Source organism: Sinorhizobium sp. Y406, assembly GCF_058732025.1.
In genome coordinates this window covers 259,348-282,364 of the sequence record NZ_CM178974.1, presented here as the reverse complement: position 1 = coordinate 282,364, position 23,017 = coordinate 259,348, and the positions used below count along the sequence as shown (strand labels likewise).

Here is a 23,017-nt window from a genome sequence, read left to right as displayed (position 1 = left end):
CTGTTCGTTCAGTGGACGCTGCCGCTTGCCTTGACCGCCGCTTCGGGAAGCTTGTCGGCGGCAACATTGCCGTTCCTGTCGACAACGGGTGCCGGCTTGTCGTAAGCGATGGCCTGTCCGCTCGAGGCGCGCTCCACATCCAGCTTGCTCAGATATTCGAGTTGCTCGACCAGCACTTCGGTAATCACTTCTCTGCCAAGCTTGCCATTCAGGCCGTCCTTCACCTGGAGCTTGAAGTGCGGCAAGTCGAACGAGCCGGTGTCGGCGACGTCGATGAACTTCGACCCGACGAGCAGATCGTAAAGTTCGTCGGTAACGAGTTGGCGGAGCGGCGCGTGCAGCTTCGCTATCCCTTCCCGCTTGGCAGAGAACGACAGTTTGGCCAGGAAATAGCCCTGGACGGCCCCGTCCTTGATCACCGGGACGGTGACGATTTCACCCGGCACGTACTCCTCCGAAGCCCGCCGCTCGGCCTCCGCATCGGAGAGAACCGGCGCCGACGCATATTGCATCGAAAAATAGACCGATCCGAGCGTAACGGCGCAGACCCAAACCCCGGTGAAAAGGAGCTTAAGCATCAGAAGTCGCTGTAACGGAATTGCGCTTCGGTATAGATGCCGTCCGCATCGGCATCCTGGGCGGCGGTCTTGAGAAGATCGACGACGGAGCGAACGGCCTCCAGATGCGCTTCAACCTTTTGCGCGTTGAGGTGCAGCTTCTGCCGCAGGTGGCGCGTCTGCGAGGCGAAAGCCGGCGAGATCTCGCTGGGCGCAGCGTCACGATGCAGCATCGTCAATTCATACAGGCAGCGGCTCTTATGGGCGTTCGACGTCTTCATGTCGAAGTTCGGATCGATGCCGATCCGGCTGTTCTCGTTGTCGATGATCATCTCCAGGCGACCGAGGACGTTTTGAATGCGCAGGTCATTGGATGCCACAGCTTCCATATTTCAGCTCCCAAGCGATATCGGCGGGTGGACCCGAGGTCCTCGAGCCGCTCCAGGCCGCGTCGCACCCAAATTCCGTGCGATGCGCCTTACGTGTTTGATTTGATGACTGCCGATGTCCGGAACCGCTTCGGATCCCGGCGGCAGGCATCAGGCGTTCTTCTCTTTTTCGTCGCTCGTCAGATAAGCCGAGAGCGCCTTGCGCTCGTATTCCTGAACCATGCCGGCGGCGAGGTTTCGACTGTTGCCGTCGAGCGCCGCATTCACGCGTTCTACAGTATCATTTCCGGCCAGTCCCTTAGCGATGCCGATCCCGCCGCCTTTGGAGAGAACGTCGCCAATCTGCTCCGCCATCATGCTCTTCCAGATGTCACCGGAGGTGCCCTTGCCGAAGACACTCTCGCTGTCGTTCGGCAGCATCGATTTCACGAAATTCTGCAACACCATCGCCTCGAATTTGCGATAGGTCTCAGGAACCTTTTTCGCTTCGCCCCGGTTGGCGATGTCGCCGAGGCCGCTCGAGCCCTCCGAGCCGTTCAGCACGGAAACGGCAGCGGCAAAACCATTGCCGCTTTCCGCGAGGCTGGTCGCCTGGAAGGCGGCGCGATTGGCCTTCAGCCGCGCCTGCGCCTCCTGGACCTCCGCCGGATCGGCTGCGCGGACGACGTCCATCACCAGGTCGCTGGGCGGGGAAATTGCCATGTCAGAATCCTCTCGAAGACGGCTGCCGCGAGCGTCATTCGGCAACCCGATCCCGTTTCGAACCGGCAACCCGCTTTCGGCAGGTGGTCCGGCTGACCCACTATCGCCGCTCAACCTTACCGGAAACTGGTGCCTGAACCGCAACGTGCTGGTCGATCAGGTCGAAGATTTGATTGTCCGCCGCCTCGCGCTCCTCCGCCAGGCGCGCATCCTTCATGCTCTCTTCGAGCCGGTCGCCCTTGGCGCGTTCCTTGAGCATACGCGCCTCGTGCACTTGCTGGATGCCGAGCAGCATCTGTTCCTTCTGGACCAGCCGTCCGAGATGCGAGGCGTAGTGGCCGGACAACATACGGTGCATGGGATGGCCCGAGCCCATGGCATCGACGACCACGTCGATCGTGCCGGCGAGTTCCTGGCGCTGGAGAGCGGTCTCGGCAAGTTCGGTCTCGGCTATGCGTTCCAGATGCCGCTGTACCGCGACGAGTCGTTTCAGTTTTTCCGATCGCGTCTTCATCGCCAGACTTCAGTCCTCGTGCAGGAGCGGGATGCGGGAACCAGCAATCTCAATCCATTCAGCCGCCCTGCATCACCAGCGAGAATCCGTCTGCGAAAAGGTGCAGCATGGCAGCGATACCGAGGTAAAGCAGGAACAGACCACCCATGATGAGATAGGGCTGCGAGATGAAATAAATCGGGATCTGCGGCGCCAGCTTGTTCACCATGCCGATGGCGACGTTGAAAAGCAGGCCATAGATCACAAACGGGCTTGCGAGGCGCAGCATGATGAGGAAGGTCTGCTCCAGCGAATTCGCAAGCGTGATCAGCATGCCCTGCGGATCGAACCCCCCGCCGATCGGCATTGCCCGATAGGACTGCGCGATCGCCTCGAAGAGCACGTGGTGGAAATCCAGCATGAAGAGAAGCATGAGCCCGGCAAAGCTGATCATGCTGGTCAGCTGATTCTCCGCCGTATCCTCCAGAACGTCGTTCGACGGCGGCGGGCTGAAGCCGATCAGCATCGTCAGCGCGGTTCCCGCAAATTGCAGCCCGAGAACGTAATAGCGTGCGACGAGCCCGATGATTGCTCCGACGAGGGTCTCGCTTGCGACGAGATAGAGATAGGCGTGCCCCTTCCCCGCCACCTGCGGATAGATATCCGTCCACATGATCGGCAGGATGGCCATTGACAGTGCGACGGCGATGAACAGCCGGACCTGAAGGGGAACGCGGGCGGTGGAAAAACCCGGCATGATCATGACGCAGCCGCCGATGCGGCAAAAGGCGGCAAACAGCGCCAGAACCGTGCCCTCGGGATCGGTTATCATGAAATCGAGCCGATGATCTTGATCTCAAGCCCCTTGGCCAGTTCGACATGGGAGAGGACCGGCAATGTGGCGAAGAGTCGTTCGATGATCATGCGCACATAAGAACGGGATTCGGGCGAGCTTACCAGTACGAAGGGCATACCGCGATCGAGATGTTCACGAATAACTTTCGTCGCCTGTTCGCTGAACTCCTCGAGATGCCGCGGGTCGATGTCGAACTCAACGATCTCGCCCTTGGCGTCGCGTTTCAACGCCTGATGAAACACCATGTCCCATTTGTTGCCGAGCCTCAGGACGCGCAGCACGCCGTTGTCGGCAAGATCGCCGCAGAGCTGCTGCGACATGCGCACGCGCACATGCTCGACGATCTGCTCGGTCTTGCGGACATGCGGGGCCAGTTCCGCCACGGCTTCCAGGATCAGGTGGAGATTTCGGATCGACACCCGCTCGGCGAGCAGCAATTTCAACACCGCCTGCAGGCCGGAATAGGACATGTGCGAAGTGCATATCTCGTCCGCGAGCTTGCGGTATTCGGGATCGAGCCGCTCGATCAGCACCTTGACGTCCTTGTAGGATAACAGTTGCGGCAGGTTGTTGCGGATCACCTCGCTCAAATGCGTGAGTACCACCGAAACATTGTCGATCGGGTGGAAACCCTCGCGCTTCAGGTCCTCCGTAAAGGTCTCGAGGATAGAGAGGGCCGGCATGCCGAAGGCAGGTTCGCGGATCTCGTCCCCCGGCACGCTCGGACGGCGGCCGGCGCCGGTCACCACCAGCACTTCGCCGACCCGCACCGTGTTCGACGCGATGGTCGTGCCGTGAATGCGGATGTGATAGGCCTTGTCCGGTATGGTGATGTCGTCGGAGACCTTGATCTCCGGAACGACGAGCCCGTATTGAAGGGCGAATTTTCGGCGCATCTTGCCGACCCGGAAGGCAAGTTCCTGATGCGCGCCGAGCAATCTCGTCGAGACCTGCTTGCCGAGCAGCAGCTCGACTTCCGCCGTCTTCAGTACAGACTTGACGGATTCCTTGTCCGCCTCCTTGCTCTCCTGGACCTTCGCGGCTTCCTGTGCGCGCTTTTCGGCATTGAGCGCCTCGATCTGCCTGGGGATGAACCAGCCGAGGAAGGCCATGCCGCCGCCGAGCACGGCAAAGGGCAGGAACGGCAGCCCCGGCATGACCGAAAGCAGAATGACGAGGCCTGCTGCGACCGTCAGCGCGCGCGGATAGCCGCTGAGCTGGCCGACGACCGCCTGATCCGTCGAACCCGCCGTACCGCCGCGCGACACGAGCAGGCCCGCGGCAAGCGAAACGATCAGCGCCGGGATCTGCGAGACGAGACCGTCGCCGACGGAAAGCTTGACGAAAACATCGGCCGCCTGGCTGATCGGCATGTCGTGGCGAAGATAGCCGATGACGATGCCGCCGAAGATGTTGATCGCCGTTATGATCAGGCCGGCGATCGCATCGCCGCGCACGAATTTCGAGGCACCGTCCATCGCACCGTAAAAGGAGCTTTCCTCTTCCAGTTCCCGCCGGCGGTGCTGCGCCGCCTTCTCGTCGATGAGGCCGGCGGAAAGGTCGGCGTCGATCGACATCTGCTTGCCGGGGATCGCGTCGAGCGTGAAGCGCGCGCCTACTTCCGCGATACGCGTGGCGCCCTTGGTGATGACGATGAAATTGACGGTGACCAGGATGAGGAAGACGATCAGGCCGATCACGAAATCGCCGGACATGACGAGGCTGGCGAAGCCGGAGATGACGCCGCCGGCGGCACCATGGCCTTCATGCCCGTGCGAAAGAATGACGCGCGTGGTCGCGATGTTCAGCGACAGGCGCGTCATGGTCGAGATCAGAAGGATTGTCGGGAAGGAGGAGAATTCGAGCGGCCGCTGGATCCACAGCGCAACCATCAGGATCAGCACCGAGAAGGCAATGGAGAAGGCGAGACCCAGATCGATCAAGAACGGCGGGATGGGCAGGAACAGAATTGACAGGATCATGACGATCCCGAGGGCGAAGCCGATATCCCGGCTCTTCGGGGCGAGTTTCGGGATGGTCAGCGTCGCCTGTTGTGCCATGTCTCTTCCGTCTCTTCATGAGAGGCGGGCAGCCATCACGCAAGCTGCCCCAAACTATGACGGAAGACCTAAAGGCCCAAGCTTGCGCGAGGGTGGTATCGGGAAGGAATTCCCCGACCGATCAGAACCCGGATTGGATCCGCGAGAAGATGAGGTCGGTGAAGATGGAGATCTGCGCGCCGACGAAGGGCGCCGAGAGCGCCGCAGTCGCCATCACCGCCAGGATTTTCGGGACGAAGGTCAGCGTCATTTCCTGAACCTGGGTCAGGGCTTGGATGAAGGCGATGACGACGCCGACCACCATGGCGGCCAGAACCGCGGGGCCCGAGGCGACGATCACGGTCCAGATTGCGGCCTGCACGATGTCGAGGGCGTCTGCTTCGTTCATTCGGATGGTCCTGTCAGGAGCCGTTTCGAGATGCCGCGACTTGCGCTTCCGATCAGGCGGCGTGGAGTGCTGATTGGAAGAGGATCACAGCACCGTCGATTCGCGTCAAGCGGCGCACCCCTGTTCCAACAGCGGTCGACGCCCCGCCGCCTTATATATCAATCCGACGATGTGCTCGAAACCGTAATGCCGGTCTGGATGGCGATCTCCTTGCCGGTCGTCGTGATCGCCGTGACACCATCGGACGTCACTTCGACCTGGGCGACGATGCCGCTCGTCTGACCGTCGCTGCTGGTGATCGTCTTGCCGATATAGGTCGAGGCCTGCGTCAGGGATTCGCTTGCCAGCAGGCTCTCGAGGTTCTTGTTCGTCTTGATCGTCTGTTCGACCTGGGAGAAGGTCGCAAGCTGAGCAATCTGCTCGCTCGCATCCATCGGGTCGGTCGGATCCTGGTTCTTCATCTGCGCAACCAGAAGCTTGAGGAAGCTCTGGTAATTCAGGGTCGCATCGGTCGCATCCGCATTGCTCGTCGAAGTTGAGCTCGGCGTGTTGGTCGTCGAAGTGCTCGACGTGACGCCGCTTACCGCCATGGGGCAATCTCCCTGCGGATATTCTCGACGATCTGAGGCGCCATCTCCTGCTGGTTGAGGATACGGTCCTCTATCGGATAGAGGGCGCGGATCGCCTTCAGTGCCTCGAAGGCGCGGCCCTGCGTGACAAGGCCGTCGATGCGCTTCAGTTCCGCCAGCACTTCCTCGTTCTTGAAGCAGGTCAGAAGCATCACGACCGACTTGCGGAACATGGCTGTCGACTGTTCTGCCCCTTCGGGATTGATCAGGATCATCTGGCCGATGAAATAAAGCTGCCTAAGCGGCGTCGTCGCATCTTCCGGCTGCAGGACATGATTTTCCAAGAGGAAGGTGACGTCGTTCAGGAATTCGACCGCAACCTTGCGGTCAACGCGAAGCACCGCGCCGTTCACAAAGATTCGTTCGCCCGACTTCAGCGAGATACGCAGTGTGCTTTTCATTTCAGTCCATCCCTGATGATGGTGGTGATGTCGATAATACCTTGGAAATTGGAGGATTCGCGCCTGCGGATCTTCTCCATTTCGTTCAGAATCCAGATCCCGATGGAAATCAGATTGGCGCGCAATTCGGCGTCCAGCTGGTTGTCGGGGGTGCGCAGGTCTTCGATGAAACGTATCCAAAGGCGCCGTGTGAAATAGATCGCCTCGATTGCCTCCCTCGCATATCCCTTCTGCTGCTTTGCCGCCTCCAAAAGCGCGATCGAGCGGTTCAGGACCTGTTTCTCTCGATCCTTGGAAACGGCTACGCCTTCCTCCATGATCTCGGCGTATGCAAACTGATACATTCAGACATCCTTCATGCTTGTCCTTATCCTCTCGTCATCAGAGGAAATTTATCAAATTCAACTGCTGGATCCGCGCTGTCAGCGTGTAGGATGTCTCCATCTGCGTTAGCAAAGTGTTCATCCGGGTCGAGGCCGCGTAGGCGTCGATACCCTCGAGGTCGGTGATGTGCGTGTTGATCAGGTTGATCTGAACCTCAAGCGAGGTATTGGCCTTTTCTACGCGCGCTTCAGAGATGCCGAGCATGCTGCGCTCGGCGGTGATGTCGGTGATCGCCTCAGCGACATAGCCGATCGCCGCTTCGCCGATATAGGTGCGCACCTCGGAGCTGATATCCGCGTCCATGAGTTCCGACGCGATCACGCTGGCAAGAGCGAACTTCCGGAAGCCGTCCGTCGTCGCGTTCGTCGAGCTTTGAATCACCTCACCCGCGCTGATGCGGCTGGTCATGTTCTGGCTCGAGGATTGAGACCAGTCGGCAGCCCATTGGGCGTCGTCGTCGTACAGCGGGGCCAGCGTGTTGGTGATGAAGTCTTCCATTTGCGCCCGGGTGAAGTCGCTCATGGAACCGATGCCGTTCGCCGTCATGTAGGCGGCAAGTTCGGCGTCGAAGGTCGCCTTTGCGGACGAGGCGGTAGCATTGTAGTCTTCGAAAGGCATCACGTCGGTATTGATGCCCGCAAAGAGAAATTCGCCATTGAAGGACGTGTTCGCGGCCGCCGTGAACATCGACATCGCGCTCACGATTTCGCTGTTCTGGACCGATAGCTGGTCCACCGAGTCGTTGCCCTTGAAGGTGACGAGCGTGTTGCGCAGTTGCTCGGCGGCTTGCGCCATCAGCGAGAGCGATTCCTGCGACGCAGCGAGCCTCTGGGTGACGATCGCGTTCGTGTCGGTCAGGGTTTCGAGGCGCGTCAGCTCCCGCCTCAGGCTGACCGAGCGTTCGGTGGAGGAGCCGAGCGCGACGCCGACATCCGCAAGCCGGCCCGTCGATATCTCCGTTTCGAGCTTCAGCAGTTCCGTCTGACCCTGCTGAATGGTCAGGCGCATGGCATTTTGCACTGCCAGGTTTGAAACGAAGGATGTCTTCATGATTACCTCACGGCTTCCAGAAGGGCCGCCATCATGGCGTCCACGGTACTGATCAACTTGGCCGATGCCTTGTAGGATTGCTCCAGATCGAGGAGCAGCGACATTTCCTCGTCGATGCTGACGCCGGTCACATTGCCGAGCGCCTCTTCGGTGCGCGCCAGAAGCGCCGTCTTGTTCTCGGCGGCTGCGGAGGCAGCACTGCGGATCTGCTCGAACCAGCCGATCGATGCCGCTGCGAACTCCATGATCGAGCTCGTGCCGTCGAGCCCCGTCGCCGCATCGAACGTCATGTCGGTGTCCATGGCAGCGATGTAGCCGTCGAGCAGGTCGGTATAGCCCGACGCACCATCCGCGTTTGAGACGACGCCGTTGAAACCGCCGTCGCGCAGCAAGAATGGATTCGACTTCGCAAGCGGATTGACGATCAGGGAACTGGCCATGCCTGCTTCGATCGCGCCGGCGGCAGGAACGTTGCCATCCGCCCAGGTGAAGAGCCCGGGAGAACCGCCTTCCTGGAAGAGTTCGACCAGGCCGCGCGCCATCTCGTCGAGCTGCGACTGGAAGGTCGGCGCGATGTCGTCGCGCAGTTGCAGCAGGCTCGCAAGCTTGCCCTGCGCCGTCGTATCCGCACCCGAGCCGGCCGAAATCGGCACGCCGTCGACAAGGATGGCGTTGCCGGTGGTGGTGGCGCCGTAGGCCGAGGTCGGCGTGAAGCTGACTTGCCGCGCCAGGGTTTCGAAGAGAACGGTGCCGCCGGTTGTGTAGATGACGGTGTCGTTGTTGGCTCTGGTGACCGTCGAGATGCCAACCAGTTCCGATATCTGTTTCAAAAGCTTGTCACGGTCGTCGAGCGCGGCGGTCGTATCCGTTCCGGCCGCCGTCGCGGACTTGACTGCATTGTTCGCGATCTCGAATCGTGCCAGCAGCGCATTCAGGTTGTCGACCGCCTCGGCGATTTGCTTGTCAGCGCCGAGACGCAAGTCCTGAACGGCCGCAGACGTATTGCTGATCGAGTTGGCGAGATCGGTTGCATCTGCCACCACGGTTGCGGCCAGGGTCGAATTGCCCGGCGTCGAGGCGAAGGTCTGCAGACTGTTGCGGAAGGCAGAGAGATAGGTCGAGGGCGCCGTCTCGTAGTCGTTGCCGCCGAGAGCGGATTTCAGGATTTCCAGATCGGCGAGCAGGCTGCTCTGTGCGGATGACTGCGAAATGCTGGCGAGGTTCTGCTTGAATAGCGCCTCGTTCTGCGCGCGGTAGATCGAGACGATCTGAGCGCCGCCCGCGGTGGTTCCCAGCATGGCCATGCGGCGCGAGTAATCCGCGTTGCTCGCATTGGCCACGTTCTTCGACACCGTGGCCGTCTGCTGCGCCGTGGTGCTGAATGCTGACTGTGCGATCGCGATTGCGGAGGACAACGACATGCTGGGACCGTCTTCTTGGTATTACCGCTTCAGATTCACGAGGACTTCGAGCAACTCCGAGCCGGTCTGGAAGACCTTGGAATTGGCCGTGTAGTTGCGCTGCGATTCGATCATCGAGGTCAGCTCATCAGCGATATCGACGTTGGAGCTCTCGAGCGCGCCGGAAAGAATGGTGCCGAAGCTGCCGGAGCCGGCAAACCCGGTAATGATGACGCCGGAATCAACGCCTTGCGAGTAGACGTTGCCCGACTGCGGCACCAGCTTGTCGGGGCTCTGGACATTGGCAAGCGCGATTCGGTAGCGCGGCTCGAGTTCACCGTTGGCATACTTGATATAGACGACACCGTCCGAATCGATCTGGTAGCCTGAAATCTTGCTCGGCGCGTTCCCGTCGATCTTGCCACCGTCAGGCGTGAAGGAGGTTCCGAGCTGGGTCGTCTTGGAGAAGTCGATGTCGATATCGTTGAGAACGGCGCCAGTCCCGGCGATCGGGCTGATCGCGCCACCATTGAGTGTCAAGGTCGCCGGCGAGGTGGTCAACACGCCGTCGGCGTCGAAATCCAGGGTCGCGGTGCCGAGAGACGTGCTCGACGTCCGGTCGATGATCTCCAGTTCCCACTGGTTATCGGCAAGCTTCTCGTAATTGAAATCCAGGATGCGCGTGTTGCCCTGGCTGTCGTAAACGATGAGCGAGGTCGTGAATACGTCGCCATTAGCGGCGCCTGAGGGCAGGTTCGCACCCATCAAGCCCGCGGTCGAGCCGGTCGCCGTCAGGCCTTCCGAGGCCAGATTGACCTTGGTCAGACCATCGAATCCGTTGACGACGACGGTCGGGTCGACGCCGGCCTGGTATTCGTAGCCCATCAGCGTGAAGCCGGCTGCATTGACGAGATTGCCCTGGTCGTCCTGGACGAAGGCTCCGGCGCGCGTCAGGTATTCCTGGCCATTGGCACCCTCGACGATGAAGAAGCCGCCGCCGCTTATCGCAAGGTCGCTGGCCGAGCTCGTATAGGTCGTCGCCCCCTGGTCGGCAATGCTGTAGCGCACCTGGGTCTGGACGCCGCCGGAATTATAGGAGCCGCTGCTCGACGGCAGGATCATCGAGGAGAATTCAGTCGATGCACGCTTGTAGCCGACCGTGCTGGAATTTGCGATGTTCTCAGCCACCGTGCTGAGGCGGTTGGCCTGGGCGTTCATGCCTGAGACGCCCGTTCTCATGGTACCATAGAGACTCATTTCGATCCTCGTTTCCTGCTTCTTCCGGAGACTAGAAGCCCGGCCTTGCGTGAACCTGTATTGGTTGGATTTCCCGCAGTTCGGCCTCAGGTCCAGTCGATGCAGTAGCCAAGGAAGCGCTTGGAATCGATCGGGTCGAAGCCAAGCTTCTTGCGCAGCTTCTTGCGCAGCTTGCTGATATGGCTCTCGACGACATTCTCCTCGACGTCCTCGTCGAAGATGCCGTAGATGGCATTGAATATCTGCGACTTGGAGACACGGCGGCCGCGATTGGCGATGAGGTATTCAAGGATGCGCCGCTCACGCCGCGGCAAGGCGAAGACCTCGCCGTTGATCTCCGGGTCGCGTCCGTCGGCAAAGACACGAATGGCGCCGATATCAGTGTAGTTGGCGATTGCCTTGAGGCGCCGGCGGATCGCCGCAACACGCGCGAGGATCTCCCTCGGGTGAACCGGCTTGCGCACGACGTCATCGACGCCGCAGTCGAACAGCGCCAGCGTGGTCTCGAGCGACGGCGTGTCGCTCATGGCGATGACGGGAGCCTCGGAGCGGTCACGAATGGCACGCGGCAGGGCCATCGCGCTTTCGCCCTGGCCGATCAGGAAGGCCTCGACCGCATCGATGTCGGAATCGGCGGCCGTGCTCACCCATTCGCCGAATTCCTTCGGATCGAAGCCCGTCGAGGGAATGCCCTCGCGCCCGAACAGGGACGTATAGCCCTCCTTCACAAGCCCTCGTTCATCAACCACCACGATCATTCGTCCGCCTCCGAATCAGTATGGGTGTCTCACTGGTTGAGAGGTACGAATCGTGGGATTCACGAACAACTAGATAAAATTAAGGGGGGTTTTTAACAATTGATTAAGGAATGGGTGCCGATTTGATCTATATCTAGTAGGCAATTGTTAACCATGCCACTATCGTCGCGTGGAAAAGTTAACGCCATGCGACAAAAGTCCTTGCAGTCACAATCTCTCCGCATTGTGGCCACAATGAGGAACGAACGTCAGAAATGCAACTGTTGATTGTTATTTGCAGAACTGCGCCGCATTCGGCGTCCACTTGCCGTAGCCGGTCGCAACGAGATTGGCGATGACGCGGCAGACATATTGCTTTTGCGCCGGATCGTTGTTCGGCCCGGCGTGGTAGCGCGCAACGGCCATCGTCCAGCTCTCGTGCCTGGCGCGCAGGGTGGACAGGAATCGGGCGGCGTATTCGACATTCCGGCGCGGATCGAGCATTTCCTCCGGCGAACGGAAATGCTCGCCGTGAAAGTGATAATTGATCTGCATGCACCCGAGATCGATGAGCTTTGCGCCATGCGCCCGCGCCGCGTCGAATTGTGCCAGAACGTCCCGTGCGCTGCTTCCGAAATAGGCCTTGCCCTCGACATTCATCGCATAGGGCTGAAGGGATCCCGTGCGGCCGGTCTCCGCCAGGCCGACGGAATAGAGAATTCCGGTGGGAATGCCATATTTCGCAGCGGCGGCGACGATTTCACCTTCACAGGCGCCCGCGCTCGCCAAGGCGCTACATGTAGACGTAACCAGCGCGAGCGCGCTCAGCGCCAGTCGACGCATCATCCGTTCCGTCATTGCCTGTCCACCTCTCTGCCGCGGCGGCCTGGCTGCCGTCCTGCCGCTGACGTCCTTCGCCATTGCCCTCACCGGCCCGCTCGCGCCCGGATTGACCGGAACCGGCCTGCGCCTGCGAGCCATTGCCGCTCGACGTGTCGCCGCCGGCACTGAGCGTGATGTTCACCTGGTCGACCGCGAAGCCCTGGGCGCGAAGGGCTCTCACCATCTCGCCCTGGTCGTCGCGCAACTGCCGATAGGCGTCGCCCGTCTCCACCTTCAGTTCGACCTGGAGTTCGTCGTCCTTGAGGCGCAGCGTCGCCGTAACCGTGCCGAGGTCGATTGGGTGCATCTGGATCTTCAGTGTGTTCAGGGTCTTGCCCGCCTGGCCCAGCGCCTCCGGCTGCGTCAGGGAAAGGCTCGACTGGAGCGCCTGCACCCATTCGGCGTCACCGGCGATCGCGCTCGTAACCGACGCCGAATTCGGGTTCATGGCCACGCCAAGGTAGCGGCGGGCTTCCAGGACGGTAATCGCTTCGGCTCTGGCTGCCGGGGATGATCCGCCGCTCTCGACGGCAACATGTTCGCCATCCGCTGAGATATTCATGGATACCGCCTGGCCCTTGCCATCGGCGCGGGCGAAGCGGAAAAGCTGGTCCGTCGCGCCGTCATCGGAACCGTTGGTCGCCGAATGATCGTCAGCCGTCGCGAGTTCGCCCGCGTCGATCTTCGCTGCATGACCAGCCATGTTACGCTCTCCCGACATACGGGTCGCCTTGCCTTCCGCCGGAACACTCGTAGCCGCCTGCACTGGTCCACCAAGCAGGCCCAGGAGGTCATTGACGGCGCCGGCCGTGGGCTCGGAGGAAGCGGTGCCGGCGTCCGGCGCTTCGTCGTCGACGGCATCGCCCCTTTCGGCGCTCACCGCCGCCTGATGCGCTTTCCCGCCCTTTGCGGCTCCGGTGCGACCGGGCGCTTCGTCCTCGACGGCCGCGCCGCGTTCCGGTATCATCCCACCCGCCAGTTGCTGCAGGCGAGTCAACGCCTTCTGACGTGCGTTGGCCACCTGCGGTTGCCCGTCCTGGGAAGGGGTCTCGTTGACCGCCGCCCCGAGGCCGTCGCTTGTCCCAACGGCGTCGCTTGCGGCCAGCATGGCCTTGCCGCTTCGATCGAGCACCACATCCGCCGCCAGTTGCGAATCGGTCGCTGCAGCGTCGGCGGCACTCTGAGCCGAGTCCGGCGCCGCCTTCTGCCCCGGCCCTTTTTTCCGGGCGGCATCGACGACCGCGGTCTCGAAGGCGCCCGCTTCGCCCGGGCGCTGATCCCGGCCGCCCTGCCGCGAACCGGAGCCGGAGACGGCGGCGGGAGCGCGCAAAGTCTCGTTAAGAGGGTTCATGGTCCTTCCTCCTCCAGGAGCGCATCGATCTCCTTGATCCTCGAGTGCCGATCGGCAAGGAAGCCGTCGAATGCCGGATCGGCCGGCGCGGCCGCTTGATTGGGCACGTCCGCCTCGGCCGGCACGGCAAAGGGGCTCATGCCGCTTCCGGTCTCCTCCGGCTCCGGCGCGCCTTCTTTGCGAAAGTGCACTTCCGCTGTAGCCGGGGATGCTTGCGCGGGACTTACATCCTCTGGTGGTCGAACAACCGCATCGGCAATCGCCTTCGCTGCCTGCCGCAGGGCGCGGTCGCGCTGCGAGAGCCTTTCCTCCGGAATGGCCGCGATCGTCTGCGCAGCAGCGAAGACATCCGCCGATGGAACGGCGGCGAGCCCCTGATAGAAGCTTGCGAGCAGCTGCGATTGCGAACCGCCGACCCCGACCAGTTCCTCGGCGCGCTGGGACGCGAGCAACGCCAGCGGCTGGCGGCCGGCGATCGCCGCCCGCCGCGCAATGCGCAAGAAGATCTCGCGCTGGCGCGGCGGATCCATGAAGCCAAGGACCTCGTCGACCCGCCGCTCGGCCGCCTCACCGAAGTGGACGACCGCCAGCTCGACAAAGACATCGGCGAACTGGCTGGCATAGGGCGATGTCAGATAGCGTCGGGCATAGTTCAATGCGTAGCGAAACCCTTTTTCGGGATTGCCAGCCTGTGCCGCCAGCGCCACGGAGCGGCGAAGCGCCGCCTCCTCGATAATGGACCCGGGCGCCGTCAGGCGCGCCCAGTCGTAATATTGCATCGCGGCGACGGGATCCTGCTGCGACGTGGCGTTGCCGAGGATCAGGAAAAGATAGGGGCCGATGCGGGAATTGCGGTATTCGGGCGCGGCCTTGGAGAGCTGCTCGACGATCAGCGGTCCCTTGCCGCGCAGATATTGCCGCAGGGCATCGCTGACGCGGGTGTCGAAGTTCCCCTCGACGTCGCGGTCCGTCAAGAGGTCCAGCGTTTCCGGATTGCCGCCGCTCATGACATAGACGAGCGCCGCATCGACGTTGCGGGGGTCACGGAACAGCGCCTGATCGGCCGTGCGCAGTCGCCTGTCGATTTCACCCAGGATAAAGCGCTGCATCTCGCTCGCGGAATGATCGCCGAGCACGACCGAATCCTGGATATATTGCAGCGACCGGATCATCTTGAACGGTGCGAGGTCTTGCCCCTCATTCGCCCGTGCGGCGCCGGACGCAATCGGCACAATGAGTGCCGATGTCACCAGAATGACGCGCAATAGGACATTCGCGGGAAAACCCACGAATGTCTTATTGGATTCTTTTGTCTGACGCAGGTTCTCATCGGAAAACCGTGGGACACTTTTCCCGAACCTGCTCTTTGTCTGACGCAGGTTCTGATCGCAAAACCGCTGCACACTTTTGCGGGACCTGCTCTTTGTCTGACGCAGGTTCTCATCGGAAAACCGCTGCACACTTTTGCGGAACCTGCTTAGCCGTTTCAGCATCGCGTTCAACCCTGCCCCGACTGCAACAGGATTTCGATGCGGCGGTTGGCCGGCGCGTAGGGATCATCCGGCACCTGCAGGCGTCGGTCGGCAAAGCCGCTGATCTGGCCGACGCGCTCTTCCCTGAGACCGCCGCGCACCAGCATGTAATAGGCGCTTTGCGCGCGCGCCGCAGACAGGCGCCAGTTGTCATAGGTTCCGTCCTTGTAGGGACGGCCGTCCGTATGGCCGCGGATGGCGACGGCCCCCCGGCGCGTGGCGAGGAGGCTGCCGATCTTCTCCATGGCAAACACGAGTTCCTTTTGCGGCACGGCGGAGCCGACGGAAAACATCGGCGCATCCGACTGCTCGCTGATCGTCACCAAGAGACCGCCCTCGGTCGGCGACACGACGAGCCCCTCGAGCAGCCGCCCGGCCTCGCCGCCGACCGCCTTCTGGATTTCCGCCTTCAGCGCGTCCGCTTCCTTCTGCTTCTCCTGCTCTTTCTGTGTCTCCTGATCCTGCGCCTCTGCTTCGCCCTTGGCAGCTTCCCCGTCATCGGTGGGTGTCTGTGCGGTCTCGGCCGTCTCGGCGGGCGTCTTGCCGTTCATCGATTCCGAGACGTCGTCCTGCCCCAGCGCAGCTTCCTGCGCCTCCGCGACGTTGCTCTTCTCCGTATTGCCGGCCCGCTTGACTTCGACCTGCTTGGTCCAGAAGTCCGGATCGAACGGATCGCGATAGGCCTCGCCGCCATCGGCACCGGTCGACGGGCCCGACTGAGCCGCGCCACCCTCGCCCTTGACGCTGATATTGGCCTGTTGGCCGACCTCCTGCGCGATCTCGGAAAGAACGGAATAAGGGTTCTCGAAGAAATCCGCGTCCGAGTATTTGGTCTCTTCGCCGGAGGTCGCCGTCAATTGATCGCCGGTCTTGGCCGAGCCGCCGGATTTCGACTGCTCGCCTTCGGCCTTTGAACGCTGCTGCTTCTCTTCGCCCTCAGCGTCTTTCGCCGGATCCTTCAATCCCTTTTCGGAGGGTTTTTCCTGGGTCAACTGCACCGGATTGAAATAGGCGGCGATCGCCGCCTTCGTTTCCTCGTTGGCGGCGTTGATCAGCCACATGACCAGGAAGAAGGCCATCATCGCCGTCATGAAGTCGGCATAGGCGATCTTCCAGGCACCGCTGTGATGATCACCCTGGCTGCCGCTGGAACGCTTGACGATGATGATCTCGTTCTTGCCGTTATGATGGCTTTCATTGCTCATGCCAGAACCTTCCGGACGGTATCGGACCAGGCGGCAATCCTGGTCACTAGGATGGCATCGCCGAATTCGACCGTGACGTCGACATCGGCAGACTCCACGTGGCGGAACACCATCGTGTCATCGGGCAGATGAGCCTTCAGCGCCTCGAAGAGGGCAAGCGGCCCCTTGACGCTTATCGCCAGATCCTCGCCGGCGGCGGTTCCCTGCCGGATGAGGTCTGCGAGATTCTCTATGGCGCGGTTGAGCAGCGCGTCTTCCATGACAGGCGCCAGCACGCGCGCCGTCTGGTCGCCGAGGGCGAGCGCCAGCCGCTCCGTCATTTCCAAAAACTGGGCGGCCACATTTCGCGCGGTATCCTCGTGCAGGCGCCGGGTTAGGGCAGCCAATTCCTCCGCATGGCGGGCCTTCAGTTCGGCGATTTCCCGCTGGTGCTCGGCGACGAGTTCGCTCGTGGCTTCGGTGCGACCCTCTTCGAAGGCCGCACGGCGCTCGGCATCGATGTCGATCTCGGGCATGGCGGGTCTCGCAGCGGTCTCGCCGTCGGGAAAGCCCCCATCGAGATCCGCAAAATACTTCGGCGGCATCCGCGTGAGCTCGATCTTCGGCGCGCTGAAATCCTTGAGGTAGCGGGAAAGCGATGCGCTCATGGGCGCCTCCCCTGCCCGCACGCGAAAGCCGACGCGCACCGCCGGTCCGGCAGAGGCTGCCTCATGGCCCGGAAATCCAATGAGCATGACACGTTTTAAATGTCTCCTTCGGTCCCGATCGCCCGAGACAGCGACAGAACCAACATTCTCGATCAGCATCGGCACGCCGGGGCGTACCCAGGCTGACCGATGCCCGCGGCGGCGCAAAACCATCTTGGCCGGCAAGCATCCGATGCGAGGAAAGGCTATCCGGTCAAACTTGTGCGAAAATGAAGGTGTTGGACCGCGCCAGGGCAATAGCGCGGCCCAACCGGCTCCCGCCGCGCCGATGACCGGCGGCACGGCGGAAGGAAGGGCTGGAATCAGGTTCGGGGTTGAGGCCTGTGCAAGACCCCTCCCCAACCCCTCCCCACAAGGGGGAGGGGCAGGAGTTTGCCACGCCCTCAGCTTCATTCAGCCTCTCTCCCAGCAGCAACGGCGGAGAGGAACGAAGCGGGAGCGGCCGATGAAGCCCCTCCCCCTTGTGGGGAGGGGTTGGGGAGGGGCCTTGCCTTCTCCCCTCGTCACACCCCCTACTGCTGGAACAGGCGCAGTATGTTCTCCGAGTTGGTATTGGCGATCGAGAGCGACTGGATGCCGAGCTGCTGCTGCGTCTGCAGCGCCTTCAGCCGGGTCGATTCCTCGTTCATGTCGGCATCGACGAGACGGCCGACACCCTTGTCGATCACGTCCATCAGATTGGCCACGAAACCTTCCTGCATTTCGATGCGCTTGGTGATCGCCCCGAGCGTCGAGGCGGAATCGGTCAGCTGCTGGATCAGATCGTCAACGACGCGGAGCATGTCCGTCAGTTCGTCGTCCGTCGTCGAATCATCGATCGCGATTTCAGTAGCGCCCGTGGGGATTGTCCCGACCGCGAGCAGGTAATATTCGCGCGCCGTGCCGGTCGTGTCCGGATCGAGCGCATCCGCGTCCACCGCCTTGGTGAGCATCCCACGACTTGCATCTTCGACATCCACGAGAACGGATGTGGACGTGTCGTAGTCGAGCTTCGCAACCGTAACGCTGCCGTCGGCGCTGCGGTTGAACGAGGCGACAACCGATTTCGTGCCGATTGCCGCCGTCGCGTCGTTGTAGAGCCAGTTCTCGCCGGAGAAGGAGGCAGACTGGGCGGCCGAAACCAGCTGACTTTTCAGCTGGGTCATCTCCGAGTTGATCTTTTCCTTGTCGACGCCCGGCTCCTGCGCCGCGACGAGCTTGGCCTTGATCTCGCTCATGACCTCCACGACGGTGTCGAGCCCTGCATAGAAGGTGTCGACCTTGGCGGCACCCAGGCCGAGCGCGTCATGAACGGTGTCGAGGGCCGAATTATCGGAACGCATGGTCGTCGCGATCGACCAGTAGCCGGCGTTGTCGGCCGCCGTTTCGACGCGGTAGCCGGAGGAAATCCGGGCCTGGGTCACTTCGAGATTTCTGTTGATCGCGCGCAGGGTCTGCAATGCAGCCATGGCGGCTGGATTGGTCAAAATACTGGTCATTGGTGTTTGCCCTGTAGGGGAAAGGAGCATCCGGCCAAGCGCCGACGACGACGGTGCGGCGTCATGCGCGCTGGCGCCTTTTTGCCCTGGGCGGCCAGACCGTCGTCCCTAACAAAGCGTTAATGGGCAATGGTTAACAAATGGTTAACGCGATTAATGGATGGTTAGGATGCATGAAGAATGGGTTAAGGGGCGAACGTGTAAAGAGCCGACGGGGGCGACGGACTGGCGCATGCCCTTTGCTGCAACGCAAGAAACCGCGCCTCTTGCGAAGCGCGGTTTCGATTTCGATGAGAGGGAGACTATCCCAATGCCTGATCCGATTAACGGAAGAGGGTGAGGATGTTTTCCGAAGAGGTGTTGGCGATCGACAGCGACTGGATGGCGAGCTGCTGCTGCGTCTGCAGGGCCTTGAGGCGGGTCGATTCTTCGTTCATGTCGGCATCGACGAGGCGGCCTACGCCCGAGTCGATCGAGTCGGTCAACTTGGAGACGAACTCTTGCTGGAGATCGATGCGCATGCCGATGGAGCCGAGGTCTGCAGCGGCACTAGTCATCGAGGTGAGGGCATCGTCAACCATCTGGATGAGCTGATCGAGCTGGCCAGAGGTCGTGGTGTTGTCGATCGTCAGGTCCGCTACGGACGAGGTAAGAACGGTAGCCGGGTTCTGGGTGGTGTCCACCGCCCAGGATGTCGTGCCATCATTATAGGCAACTTCCTGCGTCGGAACCGTGGACTGGTCAACCGCTTCTACCCAAGTGTCGTCAGAAACCCTGACGTAGCTGCGCGCACCACCCGTCGCCGAGTCGCCCGTGAAGACGCTACCCGTATCAGCAATGACGTCATCCGTCGTGTAGCTTACGACAGTTACCTCGGTCTCAACACCATCCATGTTGACGGTGAGGGTGACGCTGTCGTCCAGGATGGATGTCTGATTGTCGAGAATGCCGGCGGTGCCGCCTTCATCGAACAGGACCGTCGTGGCGTCCAGGGTGTAGTCAACCTTCTTGACAGACACGTTGCCCGAGGCGTCACGCACGAATGAAGCGACGACGCTCTTGATCTCGGAGCCACCGGCGGCCGTCACGTCCGTCTGCAGCCAGTTTTCGCCGGAGAAGGAAGCAGCTTCGGCAATGCTCGTCAGCTGATCCTGAAGCTGGGTGATCTCTTCCTGGATCTTGTCCTTGTCGACGCCGTCTTCGGTGGCGGCAACGAGCTTGGCCTTGATTTCCTTGACGACTTCGATGGCCGATTCCATGCCGGCGTAGGCCGTATCGACCTTGGCGGCGCCGAGGCCGAGCGCGTCCTGAACGGCGGAAAGCGCCATATTGTCGGAGCGCATGGTCGTTGCGATCGACCAATAGGCGGCGTTGTCAGAGGCTTCGCCAACACGAAGGCCCGAGGAGACGTGGGCCTGCGTCTCTTCCATGTTGGAGCCGATTGAGCGCAGGGTTTGGAGCGCGGCCATGGCCGCGATGTTGGTCAAAATGCTTGTCATAGGATGGTGCCCCTTGATGGCTGATTGATAAAGGGACATTCCGGTAGCACCGGGAACGGCAGTCAGCGTCATGCTTGTTAACCCTTTGATATAAAAGGTCAACCCGCCGTTTCGATGGGCCCATCTAACCTTACTATGGTTAACGAATACTGAAGCAGCCTCATAAAAGTGAAGAACCGCACCTGTTGCGGGCACGGTTCTTCGGAAGTCGGTCTGGGCAGGTACAGCCTCCCGCGCCCGGGGGATGACTAGCGGAACAGCGAGAGCACGTTCTGCGAGTCGGAGTTGGCGATCGACAGCGCCTGGATTGCGAGCTGCTGCTGCGTCTGCAGGGCCTTGAGGCGGGTCGATTCTTCGTTCATGTCGGCGTCGACAAGACGGCCGATACCGGACTCAATCGAATCGCTCAGCTTGGAGACGAACTCGCTCTGCATGTCGATGCGCGAAGAGATCGAGCCCAGGGAGGCGGCCGCACTGGTCATCGAGGTGAGGGCATCGTCAACCATCTGGATGAGCTGATCGAGCTGGCCAGAGGTCGTGGTGTTGTCGATCGTCAGGTCCGCTACGGACGAGGTAAGAACGGTAGCCGGGTTCTGGGTGGTGTCCACCGCCCAGGATGTCGTGCCATCATTATAGGCAACTTCCTGCGTCGGAACCGTGGACTGGTCAACCGCTTCTACCCAAGTGTCGTCAGAAACCCTGACGTAGCTGCGCGCACCACCCGTCGCCGAGTCGCCCGTGAAGACGCTACCCGTATCAGCAATGACGTCATCCGTCGTGTAGCTTACGACAGTTACCTCGGTCTCAACACCATCCATGTTGACGGTGAGGGTGACGCTGTCGTCCAGGATGGATGTCTGATTGTCGAGAATGCCGGCGGTGCCGCCTTCATCGAACAGGACCGTCGTGGCGTCCAGGGTGTAGTCAACCTTCTTGACAGACACGTTGCCCGAGGCGTCACGCACGAATGAAGCGACGACGCTCTTGATCTCGGAGCCACCGGCGGCCGTCACGTCCGTCTGCAGCCAGTTTTCGCCGGAGAAGGAAGCAGCTTCCGAGATGCTCGTCAGCTGCTCCTGAAGCTGGGTGATCTCTTCCTGGATCTTGCCCTTGTCGACGCCGTCTTCGGTGGCGGCAACGAGCTTGGCCTTGATTTCCTTGACGACTTCGATGGCCGATTCCATGCCGGCGTAAGCAGTGTCGACCTTAGCGGCGCCGAGGCCGAGCGCGTCCTGCACGGCGGAGAGCCCCATGTTGTCGGAACGCATGGTCGTCGCGATCGACCAGTAGGCGGCGTTGTCGGAAGCGGAGCCGACGCGCAGGCCGGAGGATACATGAGCCTGCGTTTCTTCCATGCTGGAGGAGATCGAGCGCAGGGTCTGCAGCGCGGCCATTGCGGAGGTGTTGGTGAGAATGCTCGTCATTTTCGTTTGTCCCTTACGAAATACGGATTGGGGGGACATACCGGAGTTCGTTACCGGTCACGGCGATCCGGCATCATGCCACTCGGCTCCGCTCAACTCGTGAAGGACGCCAAACCCGTCGTGTGAGGACGAAACTCGCAGTCATTCATTGCCAAGTACTTAACCCAGGGGAAGTTGGAGAGGCGCGGACCGCGTCATGGTTAATCAGACGTGAAATCTTAGGTTAACACGATCGTATGGGGGGCAAGGGGCAGCGGAAAGCCGTTAGCGCCGGGGATGTCCTTCAACTCTTCCCGTCTTGCCGAGGGAGCCGCTTCTTAAAGGCTATTCACGGCGCCGACGCGCCGTGGCTTCCTGTGACAAGCACAGGATGAGTGGAGGTGGCGACGGTCCGCCTCACGTAAAGGAGCGCACCAAACTCCCGATAAGCAGGTTCCAACCGTCGATCAGCACGAAGAAGAGGATCTTGAAGGGAAGCGAGATCGCCGTCGGCGGCAGCATCATCATGCCCATGGCCATGGTGATGGTCGCGACGATGAGGTCGATCACCAGGAAGGGCAGCATGATCAGGAAGCCGATCTCGAAGCCGCGGCGGATTTCCGAGATCATGAAGGCGGGCACGACGGCGCGCAGATCCACCTGGTCGTTGACGACGACCGTCTGGCCTTTCTCGCGCGCGATATCGATGAAGAGCTGCAGGTCCTTGTCGCGGGTGTTGGCGAGCATGAACTTGCGGAAAGGCTCCGCGACGCGTGGCATCGCCTCGGTTTCGGTGATCTCGTTCTTGAGCAGCGGATCGATACCCGTGCGCCAGGCGCTGTCGAAGGTCGGCGCCATGACATAGAAGGTCATGAACAGCGCCAGCGATACCATGATCATGTTCGACGGCGTCGTCGCCAGCCCCATGCCCGAGCGCAGGATCGCGAAAGCAATGACGAAGCGCGGGAAGCTCGTCACCATGATCAGGATACCCGGAGCCACCGAAAGGACGGTCAAGAGGCCGAACGTGCGGATGATCCAGGAGGCCACCGAACCGTCGACGGGGGTATTGAGGATATCGGCAGGGAAGCTCTGCGCCCCGGCAATTCCCGACATCGCCATCATGGCGACTATGAACGCAGCAATCCGGAGCATCAGCGAATCATTGAATGACGAAGGTTCTGAACATCACATTCGTTACGCGCCCGTCAGAGCGCAGGTCAACCCGCTCCTGGATGTCATCCCGGAGATATTGAAAGCCGCGCGGCCCCTGGATCTGCTGCAGGGATACGGTCTTCAGATAGGCGGCGATATCCTGATGGATCTCCTCCGCGAGCGCGACATCGGGGGCGCCGTTGAACTGGAGCGCCACTTCGAGGCGAATCCAGTTCTCCGAAGGATAGGCGAGGTTCGTCGTGATCGGCTCGAGCTGAACGATGCCGTTCTCCTCGGTGGCGAGTTTCGGCAAGCCCTCGGCGCCGGTGGCCTCCGGCGACACTTCGGCCGTCTTCCCGGGCTCCGGGGGCGGCGGCGCAAGCGCGACGCCGGCCAGCCACCCTCCGCCGCCTGCCACGAGCGTCAGCACCGCGACGACGACGATGGTCATGATCTTTGACGGAGATTGGGGCTGCTTGTTTTCAGTTTCTTCCATCATGAC

24 protein-coding genes are annotated in these 23,017 nt (G+C 61.4%); all 24 read right to left on the bottom strand.

The features are described 5' to 3' along the window. Positions 1-8: 8 nt before the first annotated feature. The 24 genes from AC4P1R_RS01335 to AC4P1R_RS01220 all read right to left on the bottom strand — a co-directional run bounded on the left by AC4P1R_RS01335 (position 9) and on the right by AC4P1R_RS01220 (position 23,011). Complete coding sequence (locus tag AC4P1R_RS01335) at positions 9-578, bottom strand: hypothetical protein (protein ID WP_151610837.1); 570 nt, start codon at positions 576-578, stop codon at positions 9-11. Further along, the gene (locus AC4P1R_RS01330; protein ID WP_069459468.1) at positions 578-946 is read right to left on the bottom strand and encodes a hypothetical protein; all 369 of its coding nucleotides are present in this window, start codon (positions 944-946) and stop codon (positions 578-580) included. Before AC4P1R_RS01330 ends, AC4P1R_RS01335 begins: the two co-directional genes overlap by 1 nt. A 150-nt stretch (positions 947-1,096) precedes the next feature. Further along, entirely contained in the window at positions 1,097-1,648 is a 552-nt protein-coding gene (locus tag AC4P1R_RS01325) for a rod-binding protein (protein ID WP_069459469.1), read from the bottom strand. Positions 1,649-1,748: 100 nt separating this feature from the next. Then, the gene (locus AC4P1R_RS01320; protein ID WP_069459470.1) at positions 1,749-2,162 is read right to left on the bottom strand and encodes a hypothetical protein; all 414 of its coding nucleotides are present in this window, start codon (positions 2,160-2,162) and stop codon (positions 1,749-1,751) included. Positions 2,163-2,220: 58 nt separating this feature from the next. Beyond that, complete coding sequence (gene fliR / locus AC4P1R_RS01315) at positions 2,221-2,973, bottom strand: flagellar biosynthetic protein FliR (RefSeq protein WP_069459471.1); 753 nt, start codon at positions 2,971-2,973, stop codon at positions 2,221-2,223. Then, entirely contained in the window at positions 2,970-5,057 is a 2,088-nt protein-coding gene (gene flhA / locus AC4P1R_RS01310; protein ID WP_069459472.1) for a flagellar biosynthesis protein FlhA, read from the bottom strand. Before flhA ends, fliR begins: the two co-directional genes overlap by 4 nt. A gap of 121 nt (positions 5,058-5,178) precedes the next feature. Next, complete coding sequence (fliQ, locus tag AC4P1R_RS01305) at positions 5,179-5,445, bottom strand: flagellar biosynthesis protein FliQ (protein WP_069459473.1); 267 nt, start codon at positions 5,443-5,445, stop codon at positions 5,179-5,181. 158 nt (positions 5,446-5,603) lie between these two features. Then, positions 5,604-6,035: a flagellar hook assembly protein FlgD gene (gene flgD, locus AC4P1R_RS01300; protein WP_069459474.1), complete on the bottom strand. Its 432-nt coding sequence runs from the start codon at positions 6,033-6,035 to the stop codon at positions 5,604-5,606. Beyond that, entirely contained in the window at positions 6,026-6,475 is a 450-nt protein-coding gene (gene flbT / locus AC4P1R_RS01295) for a flagellar biosynthesis repressor FlbT (protein ID WP_069459475.1), read from the bottom strand. Before flbT ends, flgD begins: the two co-directional genes overlap by 10 nt. After that, complete coding sequence (gene flaF / locus AC4P1R_RS01290) at positions 6,472-6,819, bottom strand: flagellar biosynthesis regulator FlaF (RefSeq protein WP_069459476.1); 348 nt, start codon at positions 6,817-6,819, stop codon at positions 6,472-6,474. The genes flbT and flaF overlap by 4 nt, the downstream gene beginning before the upstream one ends. A 37-nt stretch (positions 6,820-6,856) precedes the next feature. After that, positions 6,857-7,909: a flagellar hook-associated family protein gene (locus tag AC4P1R_RS01285; protein ID WP_069459477.1), complete on the bottom strand. Its 1,053-nt coding sequence runs from the start codon at positions 7,907-7,909 to the stop codon at positions 6,857-6,859. 2 nt (positions 7,910-7,911) lie between these two features. Continuing rightward, positions 7,912-9,330, bottom strand: coding sequence for a flagellar hook-associated protein FlgK (flgK, locus tag AC4P1R_RS01280; protein WP_069459478.1), 1,419 nt, complete (start codon positions 9,328-9,330; stop codon positions 7,912-7,914). A 21-nt stretch (positions 9,331-9,351) separates the two neighbouring features. Further along, a complete protein-coding gene (locus tag AC4P1R_RS01275; RefSeq protein ID WP_069459479.1) occupies positions 9,352-10,566 on the bottom strand; it encodes a flagellar hook protein FlgE in 1,215 nt (404 codons plus the stop codon). Between the two features lie 86 nt (positions 10,567-10,652). Further along, positions 10,653-11,324 carry a transcriptional activator Rem gene (gene rem / locus AC4P1R_RS01270; RefSeq protein ID WP_069459480.1) on the bottom strand — a complete coding sequence of 224 codons (672 nt, stop codon included), beginning with the start codon at positions 11,322-11,324 and terminating at the stop codon, positions 10,653-10,655. 270 nt (positions 11,325-11,594) lie between these two features. Continuing rightward, positions 11,595-12,161: a transglycosylase SLT domain-containing protein gene (locus AC4P1R_RS01265; protein ID WP_492177318.1), complete on the bottom strand. Its 567-nt coding sequence runs from the start codon at positions 12,159-12,161 to the stop codon at positions 11,595-11,597. After that, a complete protein-coding gene (locus AC4P1R_RS01260) occupies positions 12,097-13,536 on the bottom strand; it encodes a flagellar hook-length control protein FliK (RefSeq protein WP_069459482.1) in 1,440 nt (479 codons plus the stop codon). The genes AC4P1R_RS01265 and AC4P1R_RS01260 overlap by 65 nt, the downstream gene beginning before the upstream one ends. Then, entirely contained in the window at positions 13,533-14,825 is a 1,293-nt protein-coding gene (motC, locus tag AC4P1R_RS01255) for a chemotaxis protein MotC (protein WP_069459986.1), read from the bottom strand. Before motC ends, AC4P1R_RS01260 begins: the two co-directional genes overlap by 4 nt. 209 nt (positions 14,826-15,034) lie before the next feature. Next, a complete protein-coding gene (locus AC4P1R_RS01250; RefSeq protein ID WP_492177317.1) occupies positions 15,035-16,273 on the bottom strand; it encodes a MotB family protein in 1,239 nt (412 codons plus the stop codon). Next, entirely contained in the window at positions 16,270-16,920 is a 651-nt protein-coding gene (locus AC4P1R_RS01245) for a hypothetical protein (protein WP_492177316.1), read from the bottom strand. The genes AC4P1R_RS01250 and AC4P1R_RS01245 overlap by 4 nt, the downstream gene beginning before the upstream one ends. A 572-nt stretch (positions 16,921-17,492) precedes the next feature. After that, entirely contained in the window at positions 17,493-18,458 is a 966-nt protein-coding gene (locus AC4P1R_RS01240) for a flagellin N-terminal helical domain-containing protein (protein ID WP_492177315.1), read from the bottom strand. Positions 18,459-18,781: 323 nt separating this feature from the next. Next, on the bottom strand, positions 18,782-19,957 hold the full coding sequence (locus tag AC4P1R_RS01235; RefSeq protein WP_492177314.1) for a flagellin N-terminal helical domain-containing protein: 1,176 nt from the start codon (positions 19,955-19,957) through the stop codon (positions 18,782-18,784). A 248-nt stretch (positions 19,958-20,205) separates the two neighbouring features. Continuing rightward, positions 20,206-21,381, bottom strand: coding sequence for a flagellin N-terminal helical domain-containing protein (locus AC4P1R_RS01230; protein WP_492177313.1), 1,176 nt, complete (start codon positions 21,379-21,381; stop codon positions 20,206-20,208). Between the two features lie 396 nt (positions 21,382-21,777). After that, a complete protein-coding gene (fliP, locus tag AC4P1R_RS01225) occupies positions 21,778-22,515 on the bottom strand; it encodes a flagellar type III secretion system pore protein FliP (RefSeq protein WP_069459487.1) in 738 nt (245 codons plus the stop codon). A gap of 7 nt (positions 22,516-22,522) precedes the next feature. Continuing rightward, on the bottom strand, positions 22,523-23,011 hold the full coding sequence (locus AC4P1R_RS01220) for a flagellar basal body-associated FliL family protein (protein ID WP_069459488.1): 489 nt from the start codon (positions 23,009-23,011) through the stop codon (positions 22,523-22,525). Between the last annotated feature and the right edge of the window lie 6 nt (positions 23,012-23,017).

What these genes read in the sequence shown, in the direction of transcription:
- AC4P1R_RS01335 (WP_151610837.1), bottom strand. Translation starts at nt 578, where the DNA reads ATGCTTAAGCTCCTTTTCACCGGGGTTTGGGTCTGCGCCGTTACGCTC.
- AC4P1R_RS01330 (WP_069459468.1), bottom strand. Translation starts at nt 946, where the DNA reads ATGGAAGCTGTGGCATCCAATGACCTGCGCATTCAAAACGTCCTCGGT.
- AC4P1R_RS01325 (WP_069459469.1), bottom strand. Translation starts at nt 1,648, where the DNA reads ATGGCAATTTCCCCGCCCAGCGACCTGGTGATGGACGTCGTCCGCGCA.
- AC4P1R_RS01320 (WP_069459470.1), bottom strand. Translation starts at nt 2,162, where the DNA reads ATGAAGACGCGATCGGAAAAACTGAAACGACTCGTCGCGGTACAGCGG.
- fliR (WP_069459471.1), bottom strand. Translation starts at nt 2,973, where the DNA reads ATGATAACCGATCCCGAGGGCACGGTTCTGGCGCTGTTTGCCGCCTTT.
- flhA (WP_069459472.1), bottom strand. Translation starts at nt 5,057, where the DNA reads ATGGCACAACAGGCGACGCTGACCATCCCGAAACTCGCCCCGAAGAGC.
- fliQ (WP_069459473.1), bottom strand. Translation starts at nt 5,445, where the DNA reads ATGAACGAAGCAGACGCCCTCGACATCGTGCAGGCCGCAATCTGGACC.
- flgD (WP_069459474.1), bottom strand. Translation starts at nt 6,035, where the DNA reads ATGGCGGTAAGCGGCGTCACGTCGAGCACTTCGACGACCAACACGCCG.
- flbT (WP_069459475.1), bottom strand. Translation starts at nt 6,475, where the DNA reads ATGAAAAGCACACTGCGTATCTCGCTGAAGTCGGGCGAACGAATCTTT.
- flaF (WP_069459476.1), bottom strand. Translation starts at nt 6,819, where the DNA reads ATGTATCAGTTTGCATACGCCGAGATCATGGAGGAAGGCGTAGCCGTT.
- AC4P1R_RS01285 (WP_069459477.1), bottom strand. Translation starts at nt 7,909, where the DNA reads ATGAAGACATCCTTCGTTTCAAACCTGGCAGTGCAAAATGCCATGCGC.
- flgK (WP_069459478.1), bottom strand. Translation starts at nt 9,330, where the DNA reads ATGTCGTTGTCCTCCGCAATCGCGATCGCACAGTCAGCATTCAGCACC.
- AC4P1R_RS01275 (WP_069459479.1), bottom strand. Translation starts at nt 10,566, where the DNA reads ATGAGTCTCTATGGTACCATGAGAACGGGCGTCTCAGGCATGAACGCC.
- rem (WP_069459480.1), bottom strand. Translation starts at nt 11,324, where the DNA reads ATGATCGTGGTGGTTGATGAACGAGGGCTTGTGAAGGAGGGCTATACG.
- AC4P1R_RS01265 (WP_492177318.1), bottom strand. Translation starts at nt 12,161, where the DNA reads ATGACGGAACGGATGATGCGTCGACTGGCGCTGAGCGCGCTCGCGCTG.
- AC4P1R_RS01260 (WP_069459482.1), bottom strand. Translation starts at nt 13,536, where the DNA reads ATGAACCCTCTTAACGAGACTTTGCGCGCTCCCGCCGCCGTCTCCGGC.
- AC4P1R_RS01250 (WP_492177317.1), bottom strand. Translation starts at nt 16,273, where the DNA reads ATGAGCAATGAAAGCCATCATAACGGCAAGAACGAGATCATCATCGTC.
- AC4P1R_RS01245 (WP_492177316.1), bottom strand. Translation starts at nt 16,920, where the DNA reads ATGAGCGCATCGCTTTCCCGCTACCTCAAGGATTTCAGCGCGCCGAAG.
- AC4P1R_RS01240 (WP_492177315.1), bottom strand. Translation starts at nt 18,458, where the DNA reads ATGACCAGTATTTTGACCAATCCAGCCGCCATGGCTGCATTGCAGACC.
- AC4P1R_RS01235 (WP_492177314.1), bottom strand. Translation starts at nt 19,957, where the DNA reads ATGACAAGCATTTTGACCAACATCGCGGCCATGGCCGCGCTCCAAACC.
- AC4P1R_RS01230 (WP_492177313.1), bottom strand. Translation starts at nt 21,381, where the DNA reads ATGACGAGCATTCTCACCAACACCTCCGCAATGGCCGCGCTGCAGACC.
- fliP (WP_069459487.1), bottom strand. Translation starts at nt 22,515, where the DNA reads ATGCTCCGGATTGCTGCGTTCATAGTCGCCATGATGGCGATGTCGGGA.
- AC4P1R_RS01220 (WP_069459488.1), bottom strand. Translation starts at nt 23,011, where the DNA reads ATGGAAGAAACTGAAAACAAGCAGCCCCAATCTCCGTCAAAGATCATG.